This window comes from Ruegeria sp. G2 (assembly GCF_056533505.1).
Genome location: NZ_JBQFON010000001.1, coordinates 42,116 through 65,425 on the forward strand (window position 1 = coordinate 42,116; position 23,310 = coordinate 65,425).

Consider the following 23,310-nt stretch of genomic DNA (forward strand, 5'->3'; position numbering starts at 1 on the left):
AAAGGTGGCGTGCTTGTGATATGACCCAAATTTACATCAGGAGGCGCAATTTGGCAGAACACGCGATCAAAACCCGTCGATGGGTCTTGCTTGGAGCAGGAACGGTGATAGCCGGAGGCTTCGCACTCCGGGAATACCGTTTGATTCCACAGGATTACGCAGGGCATCAGATCGCGGTTTCCACTGCCCACCAGCTCGTGCGGCAGGGGGATATTGTTCTGATCGACATCCGTACCCCTCGCGAATGGCGCGCAACGGGGATCGGTGAAGGTGCCCATCCGCTCGACATGCGACGCGAAGATTTTGTGCCCGTTTTGGAGCAATTGCTCGAGGGCGATCGCACCGCGCCGGTGGCATTGATTTGCGCACGTGGTGTACGTTCTGCCCGGTTAAGCAACCAACTGACTAAAGCGGGCTTCACCAATGTCATCGATGTGCCTGAGGGGATGCTGGGGTCGGCCGCCGGACCAGGTTGGGTTCGTGCGGGTCTGCCAGTCAATGATTACAAAGAGGATAGGTAATGCGAGCGAGATTATGGCTGGTTTTGGGCCTTGCCTTCACGGGGGAAACCGCTCTGGCCGTTTGCGGTGATCAAGATGGGGTTTGCAAGACAGATGCAGGCGCGTATCAGATCGAGTTGCCGGCAGATGACAATCCGCCGCTAGTCGTATTCATGCATGGCTACGGAGGCACGGGCACCGGGACGCTCAAGAACCGGGCTATGGTCGAAGCATTGCTGAAACGAGGCTACGCCGTGATGGCCCCCGAAGGTTCCGAGCGGAATGGTCGTCAAAGCTGGAACTTCTTTCCTGGTTGGGACGGACGTGACGAGGCCGATTTTTTGACCGAAGCCGTTCAGGATGCGGCCAATCGGTTTGACATTGACCCCGGTCGGGTAGTGCTAAGCGGTTTTTCAGCGGGTGCATTTATGGTTTATTACCTTGCCTGCGCGGCGCCGGAAACCTTCTCGGCCTATGCACCGGTTTCAGGCGGTTTCTGGAGGCCGCATCCGGAGACTTGCGAAGGACCGGTCCGTCTGTTCCACACCCACGGTTGGACAGACAATGTGGTTCCGTTGGAAGGGCGCATACTGGGCGGAGGCCGGTTCCATCAAGGTGATATCTTTGCTGGTCTCGAAATTTGGCGCATTGCCAATGAATGCGTCGATACCAAACCCAGCGGGTTTTCAACCACTGGCCAGTTCATGCGTCGGAACTGGATGGGATGCGCTGAAGGAAGCGCGCTGGAATTCGCGCTGTTTCCAGGTGGACATACAGTGCCCAAAGGTTGGGCCGATATGATGGTGGATTGGTACGAGGGCTTACCCGGCAGTTGACTATTCTGCTGGAGTGACGATGCCCTTACCTTCGATCAGGCGCTTCAACTCATCACGATAGCGACGCGCTGACCGGGTGATAGCAGGCTCGCTGACGTCTTCGCGCATCCCGACCATACGACGCGCAGCGCCCGCTGATACGCCGCTCAGCGCCGAAAGCGGGATTGCCAACGCAAGACTGATCGCGATTGGGGCCAACCAAACTGAGACGAGACCAGCAAGAATACCAACGCTCAATGCCACACCGCTTACGGTTTCAAGCGCGTGGCACAAGATCAAGGTCCGCACCCCATAGCTGCCGCCATCGCGGGCCTGCGGTGACCAGCCTTTTTGAATGCCCAGAGCAGTCCGGAAAACCGCGATCATCTGCTGCACCATCAAAATCGGAGCATAGAGAACGGACAAAACGACCTCGGACAGGAATGAAGTAAAGAACTTACGGGTGCCGCCGAAATCGGAATATCGTACGCCGCTGAGGGGCAGTGCGGCCACGCCCAGAACCTTGGGGGCCAGCAGCATTGCGTACATCACCAAAATGATCAGTACGTGGCGTGTTTCGGACATCTCAGGCCATTGCGGGAAAAGCGGATTATCGGGGCTGAAGTAATGCAGAACCGAGGCATCCTTGCCCTGGCCGATCAAAGCCCACATCACCAAAAGCGCAAACCATAGCGGCGACATCAGATATCCGACCGCACCGTGAAACATATGGAAGCGTGAGACCGCACGGAACCCCGTCGAACCAAGCAGTTTCAGGTGCTGCAGGTTGCCCTGACACCAACGGCGGTCGCGCATTGCGTGGTCGATGAGGGTGGGTGGTGTTTCTTCATACGATCCGCGAATGCGTGGCAAAAAACGCACGGCCCATCCGGCGCGACGCAGCAGTCCGGCCTCGACGAAATCATGGCTCATGATCAGCTTGTCCTGCCCATTGAGAGACTTCAGCTTCGGCAAGCCTGCGCTGGTAGCAAAAGCGCTTGTGCGGATGATGGCGTTATGGCCCCAGTAATTGCCTTCTTGCCCGCACCAGCGGGCCAGACCTTCGGCAAAGGCGATACCATAGACACCATTGGCAAATTGCTGCATCCGGGCGAAAACCGACTGCGCGCCGATCAGTTGCGGATAGCTCTGGATCAGGCCTGCACCCGGATCACGCGCCAGCGCGTCGGTCAAACGGCTGATCGCGCGACCTGTCATCAAGCTGTCGGCATCCAGCACCAGCATCGCATCCCAATCCGCGCCCCAGCGGCTGACCCAATCGGCAATGTTCCCGACCTTGCGATCCGTGTTTGCAGGGCGGCGGCGATAGTAAAGTTCCAAACCTGGTGCCAAGGTTGTGCGCAATGCCTCGACACTGGCCTGTTCTTGCGCCGCAATTTCGGGATCGCGGGTATCGGATAGAATGAACATGGCATAATGGTGCTGACCGCCGCGTTGCTGCAGGTCTTCAAGCATTGTGCGAGCATTGCCCAGAACGTTCCAGGGCACCTCGTTGTAGACCGGCGTCAACAGCGCCACGCGCAGCGGCTGCGGTCGGCCTTCGCGTTTGGGCTGCTCCTGACTGGACAGCGAAACCATGCCCAGCAACACGGTACAGACCGTGAATGAAATCCAGAAGAAGTTGAAAGAGATCAACGTTAGCAGGATACCTTCGACCAGGTTGATCCCCTCGGCGCTGAACCAGTCAGACATGACCCAGAGCAGGCCCAAAGTTGCCGCCATCGCCGGTGAAAAGGCCAGCGCGCGCCAGAATCCGGCTGAGGGTCTCCGATCACTAGTCGGGGCCTGCGCATCGCGGAACCCCTGCGCAAAGTTCTGCGCGGGCATCGCCAGAGGGGCCTCGGGCGGCATGATATGAAGATCGCGGCTCATGAGGTCCAACGGTATAGCCAGACTTCAGAGGCCGGCTGTTTGTCTTTCAGCAATTGCGCGCGCAATTCGACATGGTTGCGTTCACCAGGTTCAAACGAGAACGCCAGTCGTAATCCACCTGTATCTGGATTACGCTGCAACACCCCGTCCGACGTCTCAGCATGAGGCGAGTCGACAAAAACAGTCATCTCCTCGGGGTCGTCAAACAGATCGCTTGGTTCAAAGTCGATCACGGCCAACCGTCCTTCGCCAAAGGTATTATCGCCCATGGCTGTATTGATGACCCGCGCGACGGGTGTGTGCTGAGGCTCTTCGCCCCAGATCAGGCGATAGGACATATCAACTTGGCTGCCCGCCGCGTACGGTTCCATCGGCCGCCAGTAGGCGACGATGTTGTCATAGATTTCCTGATCTGCGGGTATTTCTACCAGCGTGACAGACCCCTTGCCCCAGTCCCCATTGGGCTCGACCCACAGGCTGGGGCGCTTGTGATAGTTGGCCTCAAGATCAGCGTAGTCTGAGAATTCGCGCTTACGCTGCATCAGGCCAAAGCCACGTGGGTTCATATCCACAAATGAGGCGATCTGCAGGCGGGTTGGATTGGCCAATGGCCGCCAAAGGACTTCGCCCGCACCATTCCGGATCAGCAACCCGTCGCTGTCGTGAACTGCGGGGCGAAAATCATCGAACCGGCTGTGATTGGTCTGATCGAACAGGAACATGGATGTGCCTGGTGCGATGCCGACATGGGACAGGTCGGTGCGTGGAAACAGCGTTGCGCTGACGTCCATGATGGTGTCGTCACCTGGCGTGATTTCAAACCGGTACGCACCACTGACGCTGGGGCTGTCCATCAGGGCGTGGACCACCATGTTCCGCTGTCCCGACGCAGGCTTTTCGAGCCAGAAGCGAATGAAATCGGGAAATTCCTCCCCATCGGGATCGCCGGTTTTCAGCGCCAAACCGCGTGCTGACAAACCATATGCTTCGTGCAAACCGATTGCGCGGAAATAGCTGGCACCCTGAAAGACGCAGAACTCGTCGGTTAACCCGGGCCGATGCATCTCGGCACGCAGGCGGAATCCCGAAAAGCCCAGCGTTTCATCTGCAGGCAAAGAGGGAACGTCTTCGCTTTTTGTGAACATATCCAGATCAAAGGCAACAGGTGTCACATGACCATGGTCGACGGTTGAAATTTGCACTGCGCGAGGGAAGTAAAGTCCGGGCGCGAAGAAATCGACTTCGAACGGTGACTTGGTGCTGTACCAAAGGCCTTTTTCCAACTGGAAACGGATCGAGCGATATTGCTCATAGTTCAGATCCTGCCATTCTTGCGGCACCATCTCGCGTTCTACATAAGGTCGGCTTGCCAGATCGCGCGCCATTTCGATAACTGTGTTGCGGTCAAAGGCGACCTCACCGCCGGTCGCATGAGCTGCCGGAGCGAGGATCAATGCCGTTGATGAGGCGAGGAATGCGCGGCGTGTAAAATTCATTTCTTAGTCTTCCAAGGGTGTGACTTAAACCACGCGGCCAGATAGGCCACGCCGATGATCATGGCAAAGCCAATCATGTTGGCGACAAAGACACTGGCAACATCCCGCCCACTCAGGTCCAATCCGACGCCGATAAGTCGTGCTGCAGCCATGGAAAATACAAAGACCGCAAGCGACTGCTGCCCGACTTTGGTGATGACACTCAGCAGCAACTGCCAAACCTTCGCTGCGGCTCCCTGACCGGTGGTGATCAGGCGATGGCCATGCTCACCGGCAACAACCCAGCCCAGATAGGCCAGTGAGAGGAAATGCAAATATCGGAAAAGGCCAAAGTCTGTCTTGTTTCGGAACTCTTTGGTTACCGGCCAGACTTTGCGGATTTCATCAGCCAGATCGGGTGCTGCGGCATTTATCCAGGTAAAAACCTTCCACGAACCAAACGGCATCGAGAAGATCAGGAATAATGAGGCCGCCCAGATCAACGTTTTTGAAACCGGCGGGGCGGGAATCCAGCCGCGCATGAACGCGAAGCCAGTGAAGAACAGCAATTGCCAGCCAAACGGGTTGAAGAACCATTGACGATCCGACCAGGGCTCAGCAGGCAGATCGAGATAGTCATATTGCGCGATCAGCCAGATCGTGACAGATGCCAGGGCGACTGCCCAAAACCCGATGCGATAGAGCCCCATGAACAGCGGCATCATCGCAAGCACCACCAGATACATCGGTAGGATGTCAAAATAGTTGGGCACATAGGTCAGGGTGAACAACCCTACGATCTGTGGCGCGGGGTCATTGAAGAAATGCTGCAGGTTCAGCGACGAGATATAGTTTTTCTCGAACAGCCCGCTTTGGTTCAGCGCTGCCATGGTCATAGCGACGAAGAAAAACAGACAAATATGGGCCCAATAGACCTGCCAAATACGGAACGATACGCGCGCGGTGCCCATCAACCAGCCCTTGCGCATGAACGCTCCGCCAAAGGCGATGGCCGAGGCCATGCCGGAGCAGAAAACAAAGATTTCGGTTGCATCCGAAAACCCGAACCGGGCAGGAATCCACTTGGCCCAGGGATCGTTCGGGATATGGGCAATAAGGATGATGAACATCGCGATACCGCGATAGAAATCAAGGCGCGGGTCGCGCGTGCGGGCAGGGGCAGCGCTTTGAGAGGCCACCGGAGCAAAATCAGAAGCGGGCGATGCAGTCGCCATACGGTTTCTGTCCTTCTTGGTCTTTTTTATTGTTCTTATTCGGCGGGGACGCTTTGTGCGTCGCCATTGTCGCGTGCGGCCTCGATCAATGCGCGGCGGGCGAGGGCATAGTTGTCTTCGCCACCGGAGCGCTTGGCGCGGCGGTCGTCAAGAATGCGCTCGACAGCATCCAGACGGCCGGCGCGCAGGCCTGAATCAATTGTGATGCGCTCGAATACATCACGTTGGGCGTGGCTGCCACCAGCCAGCTGCATTCCACCACGTGCGTCTGACAAAAAGTCAAAGGCTTGGCCATAGAGGCCTTCGCCAAAGGCCTCAAGGCCCTTGGCCGCAGCGACGCCGGGATCAGACATGCGGATCGGCGTATCGCCCTGGTTGCGCTGGGCATCGCTCTGGATGCGGTGCAGTATTTTGCTGGTCGCATCCGAACGGTTGTCGCCAGTCAGGGCCAGCAAGTAATGCAGGTCGGCAAAGATCAGGCAGCCGTCTTCGGTGCGGGCGGCGCTGAGATCGGCCAGTTCTTCCCAGCGGTTGCCCACATCCACTCCTTCAAGCTCTAGCCGGGACAGCAGCGAAGTCGCATTCGAGATATCGCGGTAATCGTCGGTCTTGTCCTGACGGATGTGATGATCATACAAAGCCATCACTTGATCGACCTGACCCAGATCCAGATGCATCAGCGCCTTGTGCCACCACACATGATAGCGGAAATTGTTGCAATGCGCCCAAGCATCCTCGCGCCCCGCAAGCCAGTCAAGGCCCAACTGAGCATTTCCCGTCATCTCATGCACATGCGCCACGGCGTGCAATCCCCACGCATCGTCGGAAACCATCCAAAGAGCCTGACGACCGGCGATCTCGGCTTTCTCGTAGGCACCCGTTTCCTCAAGAGCAAATGAATGGCAGCCCAGCAGATATCCACGCCCAGCGTGGTCGGGTTCGTAAGCGGGCATCACGCGCTCAATCGAACGGCGCATACCTTGCGAATCCCCCAGAACGAACCGAGTGGCGTGGCTGAGTTTCATCGCCAGAGTGTCCGTGGGGTGCGCCCGAAGGATTTCTTCGAATTTCTGTACCGCTTGAGTGGGGAGGTCAGCCATATACATCGCCAGTGCCTCGACATACAGCTTTTCACGGTCCGAAACCGGCTGACGCTCCATCGCTGCATTGGCTGCGGTCAGCGCTTCGGCCGCGACCGCGATCATCTCGCGGCGCCCCAGCAGGACCATGAACAGGCCTTTGATCGCGTGACCCAGGGCAAAGTCAGGCTCAAGCTCTAGCACCTTGCCCAGATGCTGCGGCGTTACGGCTGCGTGCGCCATGAACCCAAGGAGAACACCATCCCACGCCTCGACGCTTGCGGGCTGGGTCAGGGTGTTCATCTGTCCAAAGACGTCTTGTTTCATGCTTGGGTCCAATCTGATTGCGGCATTCTATAGTGTTTGATGTAACAGAGTGTGCCGCGGGGTCGTAACAGTATCGACCCTGCTCTCGAATTGGTGAAAACGCGTGTGTGGAAAACGCGAAAAAAACCGCCGATTCAAGGGCATGTTTCAGCAACTTGCCGCCTAATCAGGCAGAGTGTTTCAATCTTCGAAGGGATTTTCTGCGTTTAGAACAGCTTGTGTGTCAGCGCCACAGACAGGAGGTGCACTGCGATATGTTACAGGTGTACGGGACAGGTTCAGAGGGTTTCCGATCAATTGCACCTCACCGGGTGCAGCCTGCATGGTGACCTGCATCCGCCGGGCAGCGACCTGATCTGAGGCGAAGACCTGATCAAGTGTTTGCACAGGACCAACCGGTACTTTCAGTTCTTCCAGACCTGCAATAACGCGGCTGGTATCCAGCGCCTGTACGGCAGGGCGAAGGATTGCATTTAATGCGTCACGATTTTCAAGACGGGCAGGATTGGTGGCAAATCGCGGATCGTCAGCAAGCTCTGGGTGTTGGATGAAACTGCAGAATCTTTTGAACTGGCTGTCGTTTCCGACCGCAAGGATCACGTGCCCGTCGCTGGTTGCATATACGTCGTAAGGGACAATGTTTGGATGCCCGTTGCCGCGCCGTTGAGGCACATTGCCCGAGGTCAGGTAGTTCACGCCTTCGTTGATCAGCCAGGCCACTTGCGAATCCACCAGCGCAAGGTCGACCTGCTGGCCTTCGCCGGTCAGATCGCGATGCCGCAGAGCCGCCAAAATACCGACGCAGGCATACATGCCGCACATCACATCGGCGATGCCAACGCCAACCTTCATTGGTGCGCCTTCGGGATCTCCAGTCAGCGACATAACTCCGCCATAGCCTTGTGCCATCAGGTCATAACCGGGTTTCGATGCGTTCGGACCGGTCTGCCCGTAACCCGAGATCGAGCAATAGACTAGGCTGGGAAACTCTTTGGACAGCGTGGCGTAGTCGAGCCCGTATTTCGCCAGCCCGCCTGGCTTGAAGTTCTCGATCAGGATATCCGCATGAGACGCCAATCTCCGGATTTCCGCTTGACCTTCCGCCGTGGCGATATCCAACGCGACCGATTTCTTGTTGCGATTGGATGACATGAAATAGGCGCTCAAATCCGAGCGGTTACCATCCGCGTATTCGATGTAGGGAGGACCCCATTGCCGCGTGTCGTCACCTCCGGTCGCTGGGTTTTCGATCTTGATGACGGTGGCTCCCAAATCACCCAGCAGTTGCGTGCAGGTAGGGCCAGCCAGAATGCGCGACAGATCCAGTACCTTGACGCCCTTCAGGGGTCCTTCAGATGCGGCCATCATATCCTCCACGGTCGATCTCCGCAGCAATGACAGTGAATTTGTCGGCTTTCAACGCCTGATCCAGCGCTGCCCGCAATTCGTCGCGGTTGCGCACCGTATGACCGTACCCGCCAAAGGCGCGCCCCATGGCTGCAAAGTCGTGGCGGTCGAAATCGACACCTCGATTGCCCATCTGGCGCTGGCGTTGCTTCAATTCAATCAGGGCAAGGCTGGCATCTACAAACACAAGAAAGATCGGGTTGCCGCCCATTTCGGCGGCGGTCGAAAGCTCTCCGGCGACCATCAGAAACCCGGCGTCGCCCGAGAAGCTGATCACGGGGCGGTCCGGTTCCGCCAGTTTCAGGCCAATCGCCATTGGAACTGCGCACCCCATTGTGCATAGCGCCGAAGACTGGATCAGCCCGCGCTCCTCTGAACACGCCCACATCTGGCTGAGCAGAATGCGATGGGCGCCACTGTCGGCGGTAGCGAGTGACTCAGTTGGTAGCACTGCACGGGTTTCCGCGATGATCGCCGCCGGTCCCCAGTCTTCATCGGTTGGGAAGGCTTCTGCCAGTGCTGTCTTGACTTGATCCGGTTCACCATTCGGCCAAGTCTTTCGGGCGGGGTTCCCTTTTGCGATGGCTTCAAGAGTTGCGCTGGTGTCCGCCACCAAATTTAATCCGGCCTGATGCATATAGTGATCGTTCACTACAGCAGCAATGTCGATCACTCGCTTGTCTTCCGGGTCCCAAATCTCGCGCCAGCCAGGGCGCATTTCTATGGGGTCATAGCCCAAGCATAGCACCAGATCAGCTTGTTCCACCAACGGGATCAGATGCTTGTCGACCAACGGCGAAAGACCCGCCCCACCCAGACACAGCGGATGATCCTCGGGCACCACCCCCTTGGCCTTGTAGGTCGTGACGAAGGGAATGTTGAAATGCTCCAAAAACGCCCGCACGACACAGCGCGAGTCGTCATAAAGAACATCGAGGCCAATGATCGCCAAGGGGCGTTCGGCCTCGGCCACCCAACGGCGAGCCTTTTCCAGACATTCAGCGCCAGGTGCGACGGGTGCGACTTTCGCGAGACGACGGCGTTTAACTCCCGATACGCGCGTATCGGCCACCGAGATTGGCACATCGATGTGCACCGGACCGGGGCGCGGCTGGTTCGCAAGCGACACCGCCTTGTCGGCGATGATATCGGCCCCGTCAGCAGTCAGCATGAAGGTTCCCTTGGTGATCGAGCGGTAGACTCGCGCGTGATCCATCACCTGATGGGTATAAGTCAGTGCCTCATCCGCGTCGACGCATCCGGTCAACACGATCATCGGAACGCGATCCTGCAATGCGTTCGCGACCACGTTGATCCCATTCATCGCGCCCGGGCCAAGCGTGGCCACCAGAATCGCAGGCGCGCCATCGCGATGATGAACGGCTTCGGCCATGAAGCCGGCTGCGTTTTCATGTTTGGTCAGATGAAAGGTGATACCTGCGCTTTCCAGCGCATCCACCAAGGTCAGAACCTCGCCACCGGGCATTCCGAACGCGTGGCGGCATCCGGCCTCGAAAAGGCGTTGTGCCAACAGATCCGCAGCGCGGGGGGACAGGTCCTGCATCAATCAAGCTCCGACAAGTTTATCTTTCAGCAGATTGCGGAGGACGCGCCCGGACGCAAGCAGCTTCACGTCAGTGTGACTATTTGACGGCGCTTTCCGCCACGGCCTGAAACTTTTCGTCTAATTCGGCGGCAATATCGCGCAGCGCCTCACCGCCTTCATCCGTATATGGGGCGAACACAAAACTTGGCGTTTTGTAGGACAGGGTCGCAGTGCCATCCTTGTTCTCGGTCACGTAGAAACGGATGGGCGCTTCGATCATCGCATTCGTCGAGGTTTCAAGGACCCGAACTGCGTAGTCGTTGTTGAATGCGCCGATCACTCGGTTGCCCGGAATGGTAATGCCGCGCGAGGCCGCTGCTTTGGTCGGTCCGGCCTGAGTGACCACGATCAGGCCGTTCTCTTTTACCGCGGCCTTTGTGTCTTCCACGAGGCTCTCATAGCTTTTTCCGCTGGAGTAGATCGCCCATCCTGCAAGAGGTTCGATGCCGTCGGCCCACGCAGGCATGGCCAGCAGGCAGATCGCAGCACAAAGCGCCCTCATGTTCTATCCCTTCCTGTTGATTGGAGAATAGATGACAGAAAACCGCTGAAACGGGGCTCACAATCCTGTGCGCGCGTCAGGCCGTACGTTTCTTCAGCAGATAGATATCCATGATCCAGCCGTGATCAGAACGGGCTTGCGCGCGCGAGTCCAGAATGTCTTGCGCCACATCCGCCAATGGGCCTTTGATCAGAATCTCTTCTTTCATGCCCACATATGCCCCCCACCAGATGTCATAATCGGCCATCTCTAGGCTTTGGAACGAGCATTCGCCATCCAGCATAACAGCCACTTTCGATGCCGTTTCAGGCCATCCCTCATCGCGGATGCGGCGACCGGTGGTCACGACATAGGGTGCCCCCAGATCATTGATCGGGATCGCATGGGCCGCAGTTAACGCCTGCAACGCGGTGATGCCCGGCACAACCTGGACCTGCGGCTGTGGGTCCAGTCGAGCGGCGATCCTGAGCGAACTGTCATACAGCGACGGATCACCCCAGATCAGCAACGCGACCTTCTGCGCGTCGGGGTGGGCTGAAATCGCTTCGTGCCAGCGCAGGGCAATTGCGTCGTGCCATTCGTCGACACCTCGTAGATAACCGTCATCTGCCCGGCGTTTGGGAACGTCGAAATAGACGATCCGCGCAGGTTTATCGGTGACCTGCGCGATGATGTCTTCGCGCAAACCGGCCAGATCAGCTTTGTTCTCTCCCTTACGCGGGATCAGGATCAGGTCTGCTGATCTGATTGCCTGCGCCCCCTGAAAGGTCAGGTGGTCGGGATTGCCGGTGCCGATCCCGATCAGTGTGAGATCAAACATCGCCGAACTCCGCCAGCGGGCCATACAGGATCAAGGCAGGAGCAGTACCGATCTCGGTGCGCAGTTTGTCGGAAAGCTCTCCGATGGTGGAACGATGCAAAGATTGTTCGGGGGTTGAAACGGATTCGGCCATCAAGGCAGGTGTGTCCAGCGGCAGGCCATGCGCGCTCAGCGCTTCGACCAGCAATGGAAAAGTGCGCTTGCCCATAAATACGACCGTTGTCGCGCCAGCATCAGCTAGGGCGGGAAGATTCAGATCGGCAGGCAGTTTTCCACTCGCATCATGCCCGGTGACGAATTGAACACGACGCGCAGTCAGGCGTCGTGTCAGAGGAATTCCCGCAGTCGCAGCCGCCGCGACGGCAGAGGGGATGCCAGGAATGATCTCGTATTTGATACCGGCGGCCTGCAACGCGACCAGTTCTTCCTCTAGTCGACCGAACAATCCTCCATCACCGGATTTCAGCCGCACGACATGCTGGCCGGTCTGCGCATACTCAACCAGCAACCGGCTGACGTGATCCTGCTTGGGCGAGGGGCGACCGGCGCGTTTACCTACGCCCACCAGATCAGCGTCGTCACGTGCATGGGTCAAGATCGGGCCACTGCTGAGATCATCAAACAGCACCGCATCGGCCTTCTGCATCCGGTCCACGGCCTTGAGCGTTAGCAGCTCCGGATCACCCGGACCGGAGCCGATGAATGAGACAAACCCGGTCATACCGTTGCCTCCGCAATCAGGTGAAAAAACGTGCCGGTGACATTGCCGCGTCGCGATCCTGTCTGAGGGCCTTCAGCCCCTTCGGCATCGAAGACCCGCGCAAGAGGAGCGTCAGGTTGTTCGATGATCGAGGAATAATGGAACTCATGTCCGCGCAGAGCGGTACCTGCCGCAAAGCCGGGCATCGAGGCCAAAAGTTCAGCCCTACGATAGCCAAGGTTGAATTTACGCTTTTGGTATGAGGTTTGCAGACCCAGCAATCCCGCCATCTGATGTGGGGTGCCATCTTTGTCGACCAGCACTTTCCCCAATGCCATGTACCCCCCGCATTCACCATGCACAGGCCGCGTTTCCGCGTGTTTCCGCAGCCCGGTCAAGAAAGTATCGGCCGCAGCTATTGTTCCCGCATGCAGCTCAGGATAACCCCCGGGCAACCAGACCAGATCGGCATCAGCGTCTGGCGCTTCATCGGCCAGAGGTGAAAAGGGCAGTATCTCTGCACCCGCGCGGTTCCACCCTTCCAGAAGATGTGGATAGGTAAACGAAAACGCGGCGTCTCGGGCAAGTGCGATCCGCTGTGCCGGGGGGTGCGGCAGTGCGGCCGACGATGGCCCATTAGGGCCTGAGGAGGCCGCCTTTTTGATCGCATCCAGATCAACATGTTCACGCAGGAATGCGGCGTAACCGGCAATTGCGGTTTCCAGATCAGGGTGCTCGACGGCCTGAATCAGACCCAGATGCCGCTCGGGCAGGGTAAGATCGCCCCGGCGCGGAAGAACCCCTAGAACGGGTAATCCGGCGCGCTCCATGCCCAAACGGGTCAGTCGTTCGTGGCGAGGGCTAGCACAGCGGTTCAGGATGACACCGGCAAAGGGCAAATCGGGGTTATACATCCGAAATCCAAGCGCGGTCGCCGCCGCTGATTGCGCCTGTCCTCCGACATCCAGAACCAAGACGACCGGCCATCCCATACGCTGAGCCGTTTCAGCGCTCGACCCATGTCCCAGCTCTCCGGGTTTGGCGACGCCATCAAACAAACCCATTGAGCCCTCGGCCACCACGATATCCGCGCCCGTGGCTTGCTCTGAGATCGCGCTGAGCAGCGGCTCTCCCATCGCCCAGCTATCCAGATTGAACGAGGCGCGGCCTGCCGCAGCGCGGTGAAAGGCCGGGTCTATGTAGTCGGGCCCGCTTTTGAACGGCTGCACGGTCAATCCGTCCTCAGCCAGCGCCCGGAGCAACCCCAGCATGACCGTGGTTTTGCCCGTGCCCGATGACGGTGCGGAAATCAGTAATCCCGGGGGGTTAGTCATCGCCGTGACTCCAGCTCGACCAAGGGCTGTCGGAGCTTTGAGGGCGATAGCGGCGGTCGTATGTTTTTGAATACAGGCAGCTTTCGTCAAACCCTTCGCCTGCGAGCGCCGGGCCAACCATTATCAGTGCGGTGCGCGAGATGCCTTCGTCCAGCGCCTCTTTCAGCGTGGCCAGAGTCGCGCGGATGATCCGTTCATCCGGCCAGCTGGCGCGGTAGACAACGGCGACCGGGCAGTCCGCACCATAGGCAGGGGTCAGGTCGGCGATGACATTGTCCAGATTTCCGATCGACAGGTGAATGGCCAGAGTAGCACCTGTTTTAGCAAAGTTTTTCAGCGTTTCACCTTCAGGCATCGAGGACGCGCGCCCAGGCGTCCGGGTCAACACCACCGATTGCGCCAGTCCCGGAAGGGTGAGTTCAGTTCCTAGAGCAGCAGCTGCGGCGGCAAAAGACGGGACACCGGGCGTGACGCTGACCGGGATGCCCATGTCTTTCAGACGTCTGATTTGCTCTCCCATCGCCGACCAGACAGAGAGGTCCCCGGAATGCAGCCGCGCAACGTCCTGTCCAGCTTTATGCGCCGCTTCAATCTCGGCCATGATCTGATCCAGATCCATCGGAGCCGTGTTCACGATCTTTGCGCCGTCGGGGCAGTGGCTCAGAATCTCCTCGGGAACCAACGAGCCCGCATATAGGCACACCGGGCACGAGGCGATGATATCGCGTCCGCGCAAGGTCAGCAGGTCGGCGGCACCCGGTCCGGCGCCGATGAAATGAACGGTCATGGTTGTCCTCCAATGGCGACGGCGCAGGTTGCAAGCCGGTCGTCCGAGATTTGTCTGGGTGAAATCAGCCGCGCGCCATGCCCGGCGGCAGCAAGAGCGGATGCTTCGGCCACGCTGCCGGTGCCGTATGTGGCACGACTTCGGGGCGAGCAGGTGAGGGTACGTTGCCCGGCGAGATCATGTGCCGGGACGAAATGAACCGGCAGCTCAGTTGCCTCTGCAAGTGCGACAAGTGCGGCATGTCCGTCCTTGTCTGCAACGGTTGCCAGGGCATCGACTGTTTTTCCTGTCGAGGCCAGATCAAAGGCAGCGCGCAGACTGACCAGCGTAGCAGAGGACGAAAATCCGAGCCCGGCGACGATCATAGCGTAAGACTCCACTGCATCACGGGGTAGGCAGATTTCCAACCCCGCCGTGGACCAAGCGAAGCAGCTTGCGCCAATTCGATACGCAACAGATCTCCGCCCAACTTGTCGTGCCACGCGGCCAGCAACGCTTCGCTTTCCAATGTCACAGCGTTGGCGACAAGCCGCGTACCGGCACGGAGATTTGCGTGTAGCCAGTTCAACAGCTCCGCGCTCAGGCCGCCTCCGATGAAAACGACATCTGGTTGGTCAAGGCCAACCAACGCCTCAGGTGCGATACCTTGAACGACCCGCAACCGATCCTGCCCCAGCGCATCGGCGTTTCGGCGAATGCGCTCGACCCGATCTTCACGCGGCTCGATTGTCGTTGCAGTCAGCGTCGGATCGCACATCAGCCATTCGATGCTGATCGAACCGGTGCCGCCGCCAATATCCCACAGATGCTCTCCTCTACGCGGGGCAAGGGCCGACAGGGTCAGTGCGCGGATAGGGCGCTTGGTGATTTGCCCGTCGGTTTCGAAGATGTCATCCGGCTTGCCCGAGGCTTTGGGAAAGGCGCGCCCTGTGCCCGCAACGTCCAGCCCGACACAGACCGGATGTTCGAATGTTCCCAGCAGCGCTTCGGTCAGCGACACGCTCCGCGCGCGTTCACGGGGGCCGCCAAGAGCCTCCATCACATGCAGGGTACAATCGGCAAAACCAGTCTCGCCCAAATACGTTGCAAGCTCAGCCACCGCTTTTCCATCGCGCAGCAAGAGAATGGCGCGGAGGCCCGGCGCCAGGTGGGGGCGCAAACGGGTGAGAGGGGCGGCGTGCAGTCCAAAGGTCAACGTGTTTTCAAGCGGCCAGCCAAGCCGTGCCGCCGCCAGCGAAAAGGTCGATTGACCGGGTAGAGCGGTCCATTCGCTCGCATCGAAATTTCGCGCGATGACGGAACCGGCCCCGAACCAGAACGGATCACCCGAGGCCAGAACAACAGTTTGCCGACCGCGTAATCTTACTAGGATCGGCAGGCCGTCGGCAAAAGGTACCGGCCATTCAATCTGCTCAGCCGCGCTGCTTGGGATCAGCGACAGGTGGCGGGGAGGGCCCATAACGACTTCAGCGCGATCCAGCACTTGACGGCTTGCGGGGGACAGGCCATCCAGTCCATCTTCGCCCAAACCCAATACCGTCAGCCACGGAGTTTCAGACATGCCCAACCTCCTGATACTTGGCGGGACGACCGAGGCAAATGCTCTGGCAAAATCTGTCGCCGAACAAGGTATTCCGGCCACGTATTCTTATGCGGGCCGTGTCGACACGCCACGCCCGCAGCCCGTTCCAACGCGCGTGGGTGGGTTCGGTGGAACAGAGGGGCTGGCGCATTACATCCGCGACCACGAGATCAGCCATATCGTAGATGCTACCCACCCCTTTGCCGCGCTGATGAGCCGAAACGCTGTGGAAGCCTGCGCCTCGACCGCCACTCCGCTGGCGGCGCTGACGCGGCCTCCCTGGGTCGCTCAAGATGGCGACAGTTGGCAGCATGTTCCGGACATCGACGGTGCCGTCGACGCGCTTTCCGGTCCCGCTCAGCGCGTGTTCCTTGCCGTTGGTCGCATGCATCTTCAGGACTTTGCAGCACAGCCTCAGCATCACTATCTTTTGCGGTTGGTGGATGAGCCTGAAACCGTGCCGTTTCCTAATAGAGACGTCATTATTTCGCGCGGTCCGTTCACTGAAATTGAAGACCGGGGGCTGATGGAGCGTCACGGGACGCAGTTGGTTGTGTCCAAGAACGCGGGTGGCATCGGGGCGCGCGCAAAGCTGGATGCCGCACGGGCGCTGGGTCTTCCGGTTCTGATGATCGACCGTCCGCTGTTGCTGCAGCGGACTGAGTTCGAAAAGGTTTCGCAGGTCTTGGACTGGCTGGTTCATACCTGATCCTTGTCAGGCGTGATTCTCGGCGTGTAAACGATCGGTTTGTCGTCGCGCTCGATCACACGGGTCAATGACGAGCCGACGATCACGACCGTCTGCATGTCCGCCATGTCTGGCGTGGCCTCGGCTAATGTTGAAATCCGCAACTCTTCATCCGAACGCGACACTGCGCGGGCAAACAGGATCAGGCGTTCTGGCTCACATTCCTCGCGAAGGATTTCCAGTGTTTTTACAAAACCTTCTGGGCGTGACTTCGAGCGTGGATTGTAGAAGGCCATCGCAAAATCCCCCTGTGCGGCGAGACGCAGGCGCTTTTCGATCAAGGACCACGGTTTCAGATTGTCGCTGAGGTTGATGGCGCAGAAATCGTGCCCCATCGGCGCACCCGCACGGGCAGACGCAGCTAACATCGCTGTGATCCCCGGCAGTACGTCGATCTGAATGCTTCGCCATTCAGCAGGACCATTCTCCAATGCCTCGAACACGGCAGCGGCCATCGCGAACACGCCTGGGTCTCCGGAGGAAACAACCACGACACGCTTGCCCTCGGCCGCCATCCGTAATGCGTGCTGCGAGCGGTCGATCTCGACCCGGTTGTCACTGGAATGTAGGGTCAACCCTTCACGCTCAGCAACGCGCGCGACGTAGGGGATGTATCCAACAACATCCGTCGCCTCGGCCAGAGCAGCGGTAACCTCGGGCGTGACCAGAGCTTCGTCTCCCGGTCCGAGGCCGGCTATTTTGACCCAGCCACTCATGGGCGACGGCCCTGACCGTGAACCAGGATGATCGAGAAATAGGGTGTGATACCCTCGCAATTGTCCGAGAGTTTGCAAACCCGCTGGTTGGGCATCTGGGCGTATTCGACGATCCATGCACGGTCATATAGATCGGCCCGTTTCAGGGCGCGTTTTACCTTGTCAAAGTTGCGACCGATCTTCATGACTACCAACGCATCGGTTTGGGCCATGCGTTCGGTCAGCGTGTCCTCGGACAATGTACCGACCAGAACCGTCAGGACGTCATCACCCCAGGTTATTGGATCGCCGGTAGCGGTCCAGGCACCCGACATTCCGGTAATGGCTGGTACGACCTCGACCTTAGATATATCCCGTAATCGATTGTAAAGATGCATGAATGACCCGTAGAAGAAAGGGTCTCCTTCGCACAGGACCACGACATCCTCACCATTCTCTGTCAGCGACTTCAGGTGCGCGGCGCAATCCTCGTAAAACACGGAAAGCAATTCGTTGTACCTCGGGTCCGTCACCGGGATTTCGGTTGTTACGGGATACTCCATCGCAAACTCGATAGCGTCGCCGGGGATCATTCCATTGACGATCTTGCGGGCCTGCCCCGTGCGGCCCGGCTTGCGGAAGAACGCTACGTGTCGGGCATTGCGCAACAGGCGGTCTGCGCGGACGCTCATGAGATCCGGGTCACCAGGGCCAAGGCCCACGCCGTAGATCTTGCCCCCACTCATTCCGCGCGACTCGCGATGGCGTTGATGGCAGCAACGGTGATTGCACTGCCGCCCAAGCGACCTTTGACGATGCAGGAGGGTACGGGCTGCGCTTCCCATAAGGCGTCCTTGGATTCGACTGCGCCGACAAAGCCCACAGGGCAGCCGATGATGGCGGCCGGACGCGGACAATCTGGGTCTTCCAGCATGTTTAGCAGATGGAATAGCGCAGTCGGAGCGTTACCGATCGCGACCAGCGCGCCGCCAAGATGCGGACGCCACAACTCTAGCGCAGCGGCAGAGCGCGTGTTGCTCATCTCAGCGGCCAATGGGCGCACGCGTTCGTCATGCAGGGTACAGATTACCTCATTATCCGCAGGCAGGCGGAATCGGGTCACACCTTCGCTGACCATGCGCGCGTCGCATAGGATCGGTGTGCCATTTTCCAGCGCGGTGCGAGCAGCTGTGACGAAGCCGGGCGAGAAATGCACGAACTCCTCCAGCCCAACCATTCCAGCGGCATGAATCATGCGCACGGCCACTTGCTCTTCATCGGCATCGAACCGAGCGAGATCGGCCTCCGAGCGGATGGTGGCAAAGCTTTGTTTGTAAATCGCCGCGCCGTCGGTTTCGTATTCATAGGGCATCAGGTGAAGTCCATGGTCATAAGTGTTTCTTCGGTCAGGCCGCGTTGGCAGGGCTCATCCCCTGCACGACCTTGTTTGACAAGATCAAATCGTCCATTGCATCCCACTAAGGTGACATCTGCAGGGCCCATCCGGGCGCAACCCTTTGCACACCCCGAGACATGCAGAGATCCGGGCACTCGAGCCGCCAAAACGCGCGCGATCTCTCGCGTTTCCACTTGCGCCTGCGGACAGAACGGCGTGCCAGGGCAGGCGTCGGTGGTAATCAGCGGGTCAGTACCGTCAGTGACGAAGGCTGGTGCGGGAGTATCTGCTCCGCCTTCCAGCAGGATCAACCGCCACGGTGTAACTCGCAGGGCAGACGCACCGCTGCTCTCGATCAGTTTCGAGAGCGGGCCTGCGGGCAATTGCCCAAACGTCGCGCCCAAAAGTGTTCCCAAATCGCAAGCGCCAGGCTGTAGAGGGGTACTTATTGGGCCAGGCGGGCTGCCTTGCCATTCGAGCGGAAGGTCTTGCGCAGAGATCACGCGGGCCATTCGGCGGGTCTCAGGCGTATAGGTGTCAGAGAACCACTTTGCCAGTTCGATCAGTCGATCGATGACATCAGATTCAGAAACAGTCCGCCCAGTCTCTGCACCATCTGCGCGCAGAATCAGGCCGTTTTCGCCGGTTTCCACGCGAATGTCAGCCGAGTCTCCGGCTAACATGCGCTCAGGTCTCGTATCGATTGCAAATCCGAACTTGGCGGGCAGCGAGGGCAACTCTGCTAGGCGGTCAATCAGATGCTGCGTTAGTCGCGCTGTCAGATCACCTGCACGGTAGAGCGGTGTGACCAAAATATTCCGTCTAATCTCGATGCCGGGCTCGGCATCGAGAAGGTTCAGATCAGACAGCTCGGCCAATAGCGGCTGGTGGTCGGCTTCCTTGACGCCGCGTAGTTGCAGGTTCGCACGATTGGTCAGGTCGATAGTGCCATTGCCGAAACGGTCGGCCAATTGGCACAGACCCAAAGCCTGCTGAGCGCTAAGCCGCGCCAACCGCGGGCGTACGCGCACGACCAGACCATCGCCGGACATCATCGGGCGATGTGCGCCGGGGCACCAGCCTTGGACGATAGGTTTGTCGGTGAGAGCGCTCATCCCAGACCTTCCAGACTGGCACGGATCGAGTTTCGGCGCGTGTTCCATAATCCAGCGTCCAACAAGGCGCGGAATCGGTCTTGCATCGCCTGATGCGCACGCGGGTTGGCCTCTTGTAGAAAGGCATCGACGCCTTCGTCGCCAAGCGTGGCTTCGTGATAAAGGTCGAACAGATGCGGCGCGACGGTGCCAGACAAATGTGCAAACGAGGCCATGTGATCCAGCGTCGCTGCAATCTCGGCCGCGCCTCGAAAACCATGCCGCTGCATACCAGCGATCCAACCTGGATTGGCGGCGCGCGCATGGACCACGCGACTAATCTCTTCGGTCAAGGTACGGGCGCGTGGATTTTCCGGGTTGGTATTGTCCAGGTGATAGAGCTGAGCGTTACCACCGCTGATTTTCTTGGCGGCAGCAAAGCCTGCTTCATGCGTGGCATAATCATTCGCCAATAGCAGGTCGGTCTCGGTCAGGTCCTGGAGGTGTACAAAGCTGTCGGCATTGGCGACGCGCTGAGTAATGCCGTCCTTATCCCGTGCGATGTGCTCGCCTTCCAACGCGAAGGAACTAGCGTCCAGCCAAGCCTCACCCGCCTGCACGCGCGCCTCATCCGTATAGGTTTCGGACAGATGAGTCATGTTCAAACCATAGTTGCCGGGGGCTGGCCCATAGACCCGCGCGGCTGGCTCCTGACCGGCGTAAGGGTTCCAGTCGGCTGCTTCATCTCGTTTTGTCAGTGCGCGGACGGCCTGACCGTACAGCGCGGAAAGCGTCGGGAACACGTCCCGGAACAGGCCTGAGACGCGCAATGTCACGTCCAGTCGCGGGCGGCTGAGATCGGTGATTGGCAAAACTTCGATGCCCGAGACCCGGTCGGACCCTTTATCCCAAACCGGCTTCACCCCCAGCAGGTGTAGCGCCATGGCGAATTCCTCGCCCGCTGTGCGCATCGTGGCCGAACCCCATAGATCGACGATCAAGCCCTTGGGGTAGTCGCCTTCTTCCTGCAGATGCCGCCGAACCAGCTCTTCAGCGAGCTTGACGCCTTGTGTATAGGCCGCGCGCGTAGGAACCGAGCGCGGGTCGGTCGTGTAAAGATTCCGCCCGGTCGGCAATACATCCGTTCGCCCGCGATAAGGGGAACCGGACGGCCCGGCCTCAATCCGTTTGCCCGCCAAAGCGTCAATCAGGGCGTAGCGTTCAGCGTGGGCCGACGGGGCAGGGTCGAAATCACCCGTCATATCTGGAACCCGTCCAAAGATGTGCAGGCCGTCGCCGAACTGACTTTCCTTGATATCGCAGACAAATCGATCAATGCGCGTGATCGCCTCGGCGATGCAGGTGGCCTGATCGAGGCCAAGGTCGCTTTCCAGCCCAATGGCCTGTGCCTCGTCGCGGATATCTTCCTGTAACCGGTCACGGCGCTTGGGGTCCAGACCGTCCGCGTTCGAGAACTCATCCAGCAGTGCTTCCAGCCGAACCATGCGATCCGGCGTACCACTTTCTTTCATCGGGGGCGGGATATGGCCCAGCGTAACTGCGCCGATCCGGCGCTTTGCCTGCGCAGCTTCGCCGGGGTCATTGACGATGAACGGGTAGATCACCGGCAGATCGCCGATCAACACCTCGGGCCAGCATTCATTGCATAAAGCGACCGATTTACCTGGCAGCCATTCCAGCGTGCCATGGGCGCCAATATGGATCAGAGCATCCGCGCCTATTCCTTTGCGCAGCCAAAGGTAAAAGGCGACGTAGCTGTGACGAGGCGTGCGCGAAAGGTCATGATAGTCATCCTCGCGCAGCTCTGGCGTGCCGCGTTCTGGCTGCAGCGCAACCACAGCGTTGCCACGCCGGAGGGCCGTGAAATGGAATGCTCCATCTGCGAACGCTGGATCGTCCTCGGGGTCTCCCCAGACCGTCTGCAGATCGGCGCGCAATTGATCGGGTAGCTCTGCATACGCAATCAGGTAGTCCTGCAATGACCACGAAATCCGGGCGCCCAGCAGGATTTCGGCAATCGGCTCGGCCGGTGCGGTTGCATATCCTTCATTCTGAAGATCGGTCAGCATCGCTTCGGCAGAAGCGAGCGCATCAAGGCCAACTGCGTGGGCCATCTGCCAGTCCTTACCCGGGTAAGTCGACAGAACCAGCGCCGGTATTTGATCCGAAGTGGGCTTTCCGTGCAGGGCCAGCCAGCCAGAGATCCGATCGATGACAGCTTCGATCCGGTCAGGTTCAGGCTGGTGGGCAAAACGCGAATATTCCAGATAAGGATCGCGCTTGTCCGGTTCTTTGAACGACACGATGCCCGCGTTAATCCGCCCGTCGACCTCGGGCAGCACCACATGCATAGCGAGGTCGGCAGGCGAAAGCCCGCGTTCCGCCTCGGCCCAGGCTTTGCGGCGCGAGGTCGCGAGGGCGACCTGAAAGACGGGCACATTGGCAGCATCCAAAGGTGAAGTGCCTGATGCGCCCTTGCCCGAAAAGGAGGTGGCATTGATGATCGCCGAAGGTTTCAGCGCCACGATCGTCTCACGCAACCAGTCTGCGGCGGTTGGCGCTTTGAGCGATGGGGCGAACAGGCCAATGGCCTCGAATCCACGCGATCGCACACTGCGGATCAAAGCCGCGATTGGGGCAGTGTCGGCAGAGGTCAGGTAGGCCCGATAAAACGTGACGATAATGCGTTTTGCATCGCCCGAAAAAGCTGTGTCTGCCGGTATAACGCCACGATCCGGGCACCAGGCGCCGTAATCCGGTATGGACTTTGTCCCCATCACCGGACCGGCATATAGTCCCGCCGCCAGTGCCATCTGCGCGAGTGCGGCCTGCGCGGCAACCTCTCCGCCGGTGTCACACAGATGCGCCAAGCGCCGCAGGGTTGAGACGGGCAGGGTGGAGTACTCATCCAGCCGCGTATCTTCGCGCCCGTCCGCAGGCAGGACAGCCAGTGCGATCCCCTTGGCCTGTGCCAGTGCCAGAACCTGCTGCAAGCCGTAAGACCAATATGGCACGCCGCCAATCAGGCGGATCAGGATGCCTTTGGCCCCCTCAAGCGTCTGTTCGACATATGTATCGACAGAAAGGGGGTGTTTTAGAGCTGTCAGGTTGGCCAGCCGCAGGGTTGGCATGCGCCCGTCTGGCCCGCCACCGCGATGCCAGCCCGCCGCGAAAGCGCCAAGGTCGCTGTCGGAAAAAGACAGCACCACCAAGTCCGCCGGGCTCTGGCCCAGATCGGTTGGGGTCTCGGTTTCCTCTAACCCGTGGCTTTCGCGGAAGACGACGTGCATGAGT

General features: G+C 59.1%; 21 protein-coding genes. 3 read left to right on the plus strand and 18 right to left on the minus strand.

Features of this window, described 5'->3' with window-relative positions:
• Nucleotides 1-50: 50 nt before the first annotated feature.
• Both ACR0DU_RS00200 and ACR0DU_RS00205 read left to right on the plus strand, forming a co-directional pair.
• Nucleotides 51-521: a rhodanese-like domain-containing protein gene (locus ACR0DU_RS00200; protein ID WP_480871800.1), complete on the plus strand. Its 471-nt coding sequence runs from the start codon at nucleotides 51-53 to the stop codon at nucleotides 519-521.
• Nucleotides 521-1,336 (plus strand): CE1 family esterase, encoded by an 816-nt coding sequence (locus tag ACR0DU_RS00205; protein ID WP_480871801.1) that lies wholly within the window; start codon nucleotides 521-523, stop codon nucleotides 1,334-1,336. The genes ACR0DU_RS00200 and ACR0DU_RS00205 overlap by 1 nt, the downstream gene beginning before the upstream one ends.
• On the opposite strand, the gene mdoH is transcribed toward ACR0DU_RS00205, so the two are convergent.
• The 13 genes from mdoH to cbiE all read right to left on the minus strand — a co-directional run bounded on the left by mdoH (nucleotide 1,337) and on the right by cbiE (nucleotide 16,041).
• Entirely contained in the window at nucleotides 1,337-3,208 is a 1,872-nt protein-coding gene (mdoH, locus tag ACR0DU_RS00210) for a glucans biosynthesis glucosyltransferase MdoH (RefSeq protein ID WP_480871802.1), read from the minus strand.
• Nucleotides 3,205-4,704 carry an OpgD/OpgG family glucan biosynthesis protein gene (locus tag ACR0DU_RS00215; protein WP_010438947.1) on the minus strand — a complete coding sequence of 500 codons (1,500 nt, stop codon included), beginning with the start codon at nucleotides 4,702-4,704 and terminating at the stop codon, nucleotides 3,205-3,207. Before ACR0DU_RS00215 ends, mdoH begins: the two co-directional genes overlap by 4 nt.
• The gene (locus tag ACR0DU_RS00220; RefSeq protein WP_480871804.1) at nucleotides 4,701-5,918 is read right to left on the minus strand and encodes an OpgC family protein; all 1,218 of its coding nucleotides are present in this window, start codon (nucleotides 5,916-5,918) and stop codon (nucleotides 4,701-4,703) included. The genes ACR0DU_RS00215 and ACR0DU_RS00220 overlap by 4 nt, the downstream gene beginning before the upstream one ends.
• Before the next feature lie 35 nt (nucleotides 5,919-5,953).
• Entirely contained in the window at nucleotides 5,954-7,324 is a 1,371-nt protein-coding gene (locus tag ACR0DU_RS00225) for a tetratricopeptide repeat protein (protein WP_480871805.1), read from the minus strand.
• Nucleotides 7,325-7,504: 180 nt separating this feature from the next.
• The gene (locus tag ACR0DU_RS00230) at nucleotides 7,505-8,689 is read right to left on the minus strand and encodes a CaiB/BaiF CoA transferase family protein (RefSeq protein WP_480871807.1); all 1,185 of its coding nucleotides are present in this window, start codon (nucleotides 8,687-8,689) and stop codon (nucleotides 7,505-7,507) included.
• Nucleotides 8,676-10,295, minus strand: coding sequence for a thiamine pyrophosphate-binding protein (locus tag ACR0DU_RS00235; protein WP_480871808.1), 1,620 nt, complete (start codon nucleotides 10,293-10,295; stop codon nucleotides 8,676-8,678). Before ACR0DU_RS00235 ends, ACR0DU_RS00230 begins: the two co-directional genes overlap by 14 nt.
• 79 nt (nucleotides 10,296-10,374) lie before the next feature.
• The gene (locus tag ACR0DU_RS00240) at nucleotides 10,375-10,839 is read right to left on the minus strand and encodes a DUF302 domain-containing protein (protein ID WP_480457808.1); all 465 of its coding nucleotides are present in this window, start codon (nucleotides 10,837-10,839) and stop codon (nucleotides 10,375-10,377) included.
• 76 nt (nucleotides 10,840-10,915) lie between these two features.
• Nucleotides 10,916-11,659: a precorrin-6A synthase (deacetylating) gene (cobF, locus tag ACR0DU_RS00245; RefSeq protein WP_010438958.1), complete on the minus strand. Its 744-nt coding sequence runs from the start codon at nucleotides 11,657-11,659 to the stop codon at nucleotides 10,916-10,918.
• Entirely contained in the window at nucleotides 11,652-12,380 is a 729-nt protein-coding gene (cobA, locus tag ACR0DU_RS00250; protein ID WP_010438961.1) for a uroporphyrinogen-III C-methyltransferase, read from the minus strand. Before cobA ends, cobF begins: the two co-directional genes overlap by 8 nt.
• Entirely contained in the window at nucleotides 12,377-13,693 is a 1,317-nt protein-coding gene (locus ACR0DU_RS00255) for a cobyrinic acid a,c-diamide synthase CobB (RefSeq protein WP_480871809.1), read from the minus strand. Before ACR0DU_RS00255 ends, cobA begins: the two co-directional genes overlap by 4 nt.
• Nucleotides 13,686-14,480, minus strand: a complete 795-nt coding sequence (gene cobM / locus ACR0DU_RS00260) for a precorrin-4 C(11)-methyltransferase (RefSeq protein ID WP_480871811.1) — start codon at nucleotides 14,478-14,480, stop codon at nucleotides 13,686-13,688. The genes ACR0DU_RS00255 and cobM overlap by 8 nt, the downstream gene beginning before the upstream one ends.
• Complete coding sequence (locus ACR0DU_RS00265; RefSeq protein WP_170779224.1) at nucleotides 14,477-14,845, minus strand: cobalamin biosynthesis protein; 369 nt, start codon at nucleotides 14,843-14,845, stop codon at nucleotides 14,477-14,479. Before ACR0DU_RS00265 ends, cobM begins: the two co-directional genes overlap by 4 nt.
• On the minus strand, nucleotides 14,842-16,041 hold the full coding sequence (gene cbiE, locus ACR0DU_RS00270; protein WP_480871813.1) for a precorrin-6y C5,15-methyltransferase (decarboxylating) subunit CbiE: 1,200 nt from the start codon (nucleotides 16,039-16,041) through the stop codon (nucleotides 14,842-14,844). Before cbiE ends, ACR0DU_RS00265 begins: the two co-directional genes overlap by 4 nt.
• Here cbiE and ACR0DU_RS00275 point away from each other — a divergent pair.
• Nucleotides 16,040-16,771 carry a cobalt-precorrin-6A reductase gene (locus ACR0DU_RS00275; RefSeq protein WP_480871815.1) on the plus strand — a complete coding sequence of 244 codons (732 nt, stop codon included), beginning with the start codon at nucleotides 16,040-16,042 and terminating at the stop codon, nucleotides 16,769-16,771. The two genes, cbiE and ACR0DU_RS00275, sit on opposite strands and share 2 nt — an antisense overlap.
• Here the strand turns inward: ACR0DU_RS00275 and cobJ are convergent.
• Genes cobJ through cobN form a run of 5 tightly spaced genes read right to left on the minus strand, consistent with a single transcriptional unit; the run spans nucleotide 16,762 to nucleotide 23,306 of the window.
• Nucleotides 16,762-17,526: a precorrin-3B C(17)-methyltransferase gene (cobJ, locus tag ACR0DU_RS00280; RefSeq protein WP_480871817.1), complete on the minus strand. Its 765-nt coding sequence runs from the start codon at nucleotides 17,524-17,526 to the stop codon at nucleotides 16,762-16,764. The two genes, ACR0DU_RS00275 and cobJ, sit on opposite strands and share 10 nt — an antisense overlap.
• The gene (gene cobI / locus ACR0DU_RS00285; RefSeq protein WP_480871819.1) at nucleotides 17,523-18,251 is read right to left on the minus strand and encodes a precorrin-2 C(20)-methyltransferase; all 729 of its coding nucleotides are present in this window, start codon (nucleotides 18,249-18,251) and stop codon (nucleotides 17,523-17,525) included. The genes cobJ and cobI overlap by 4 nt, the downstream gene beginning before the upstream one ends.
• Nucleotides 18,248-18,877 carry a precorrin-8X methylmutase gene (locus ACR0DU_RS00290; protein ID WP_480871821.1) on the minus strand — a complete coding sequence of 210 codons (630 nt, stop codon included), beginning with the start codon at nucleotides 18,875-18,877 and terminating at the stop codon, nucleotides 18,248-18,250. Before ACR0DU_RS00290 ends, cobI begins: the two co-directional genes overlap by 4 nt.
• A complete protein-coding gene (locus ACR0DU_RS00295) occupies nucleotides 18,877-20,016 on the minus strand; it encodes a cobalamin biosynthesis protein CobG (protein WP_480871823.1) in 1,140 nt (379 codons plus the stop codon). Before ACR0DU_RS00295 ends, ACR0DU_RS00290 begins: the two co-directional genes overlap by 1 nt.
• The gene (cobN, locus tag ACR0DU_RS00300) at nucleotides 20,013-23,306 is read right to left on the minus strand and encodes a cobaltochelatase subunit CobN (protein WP_480871824.1); all 3,294 of its coding nucleotides are present in this window, start codon (nucleotides 23,304-23,306) and stop codon (nucleotides 20,013-20,015) included. The genes ACR0DU_RS00295 and cobN overlap by 4 nt, the downstream gene beginning before the upstream one ends.
• Nucleotides 23,307-23,310 lie beyond the last annotated feature (4 nt).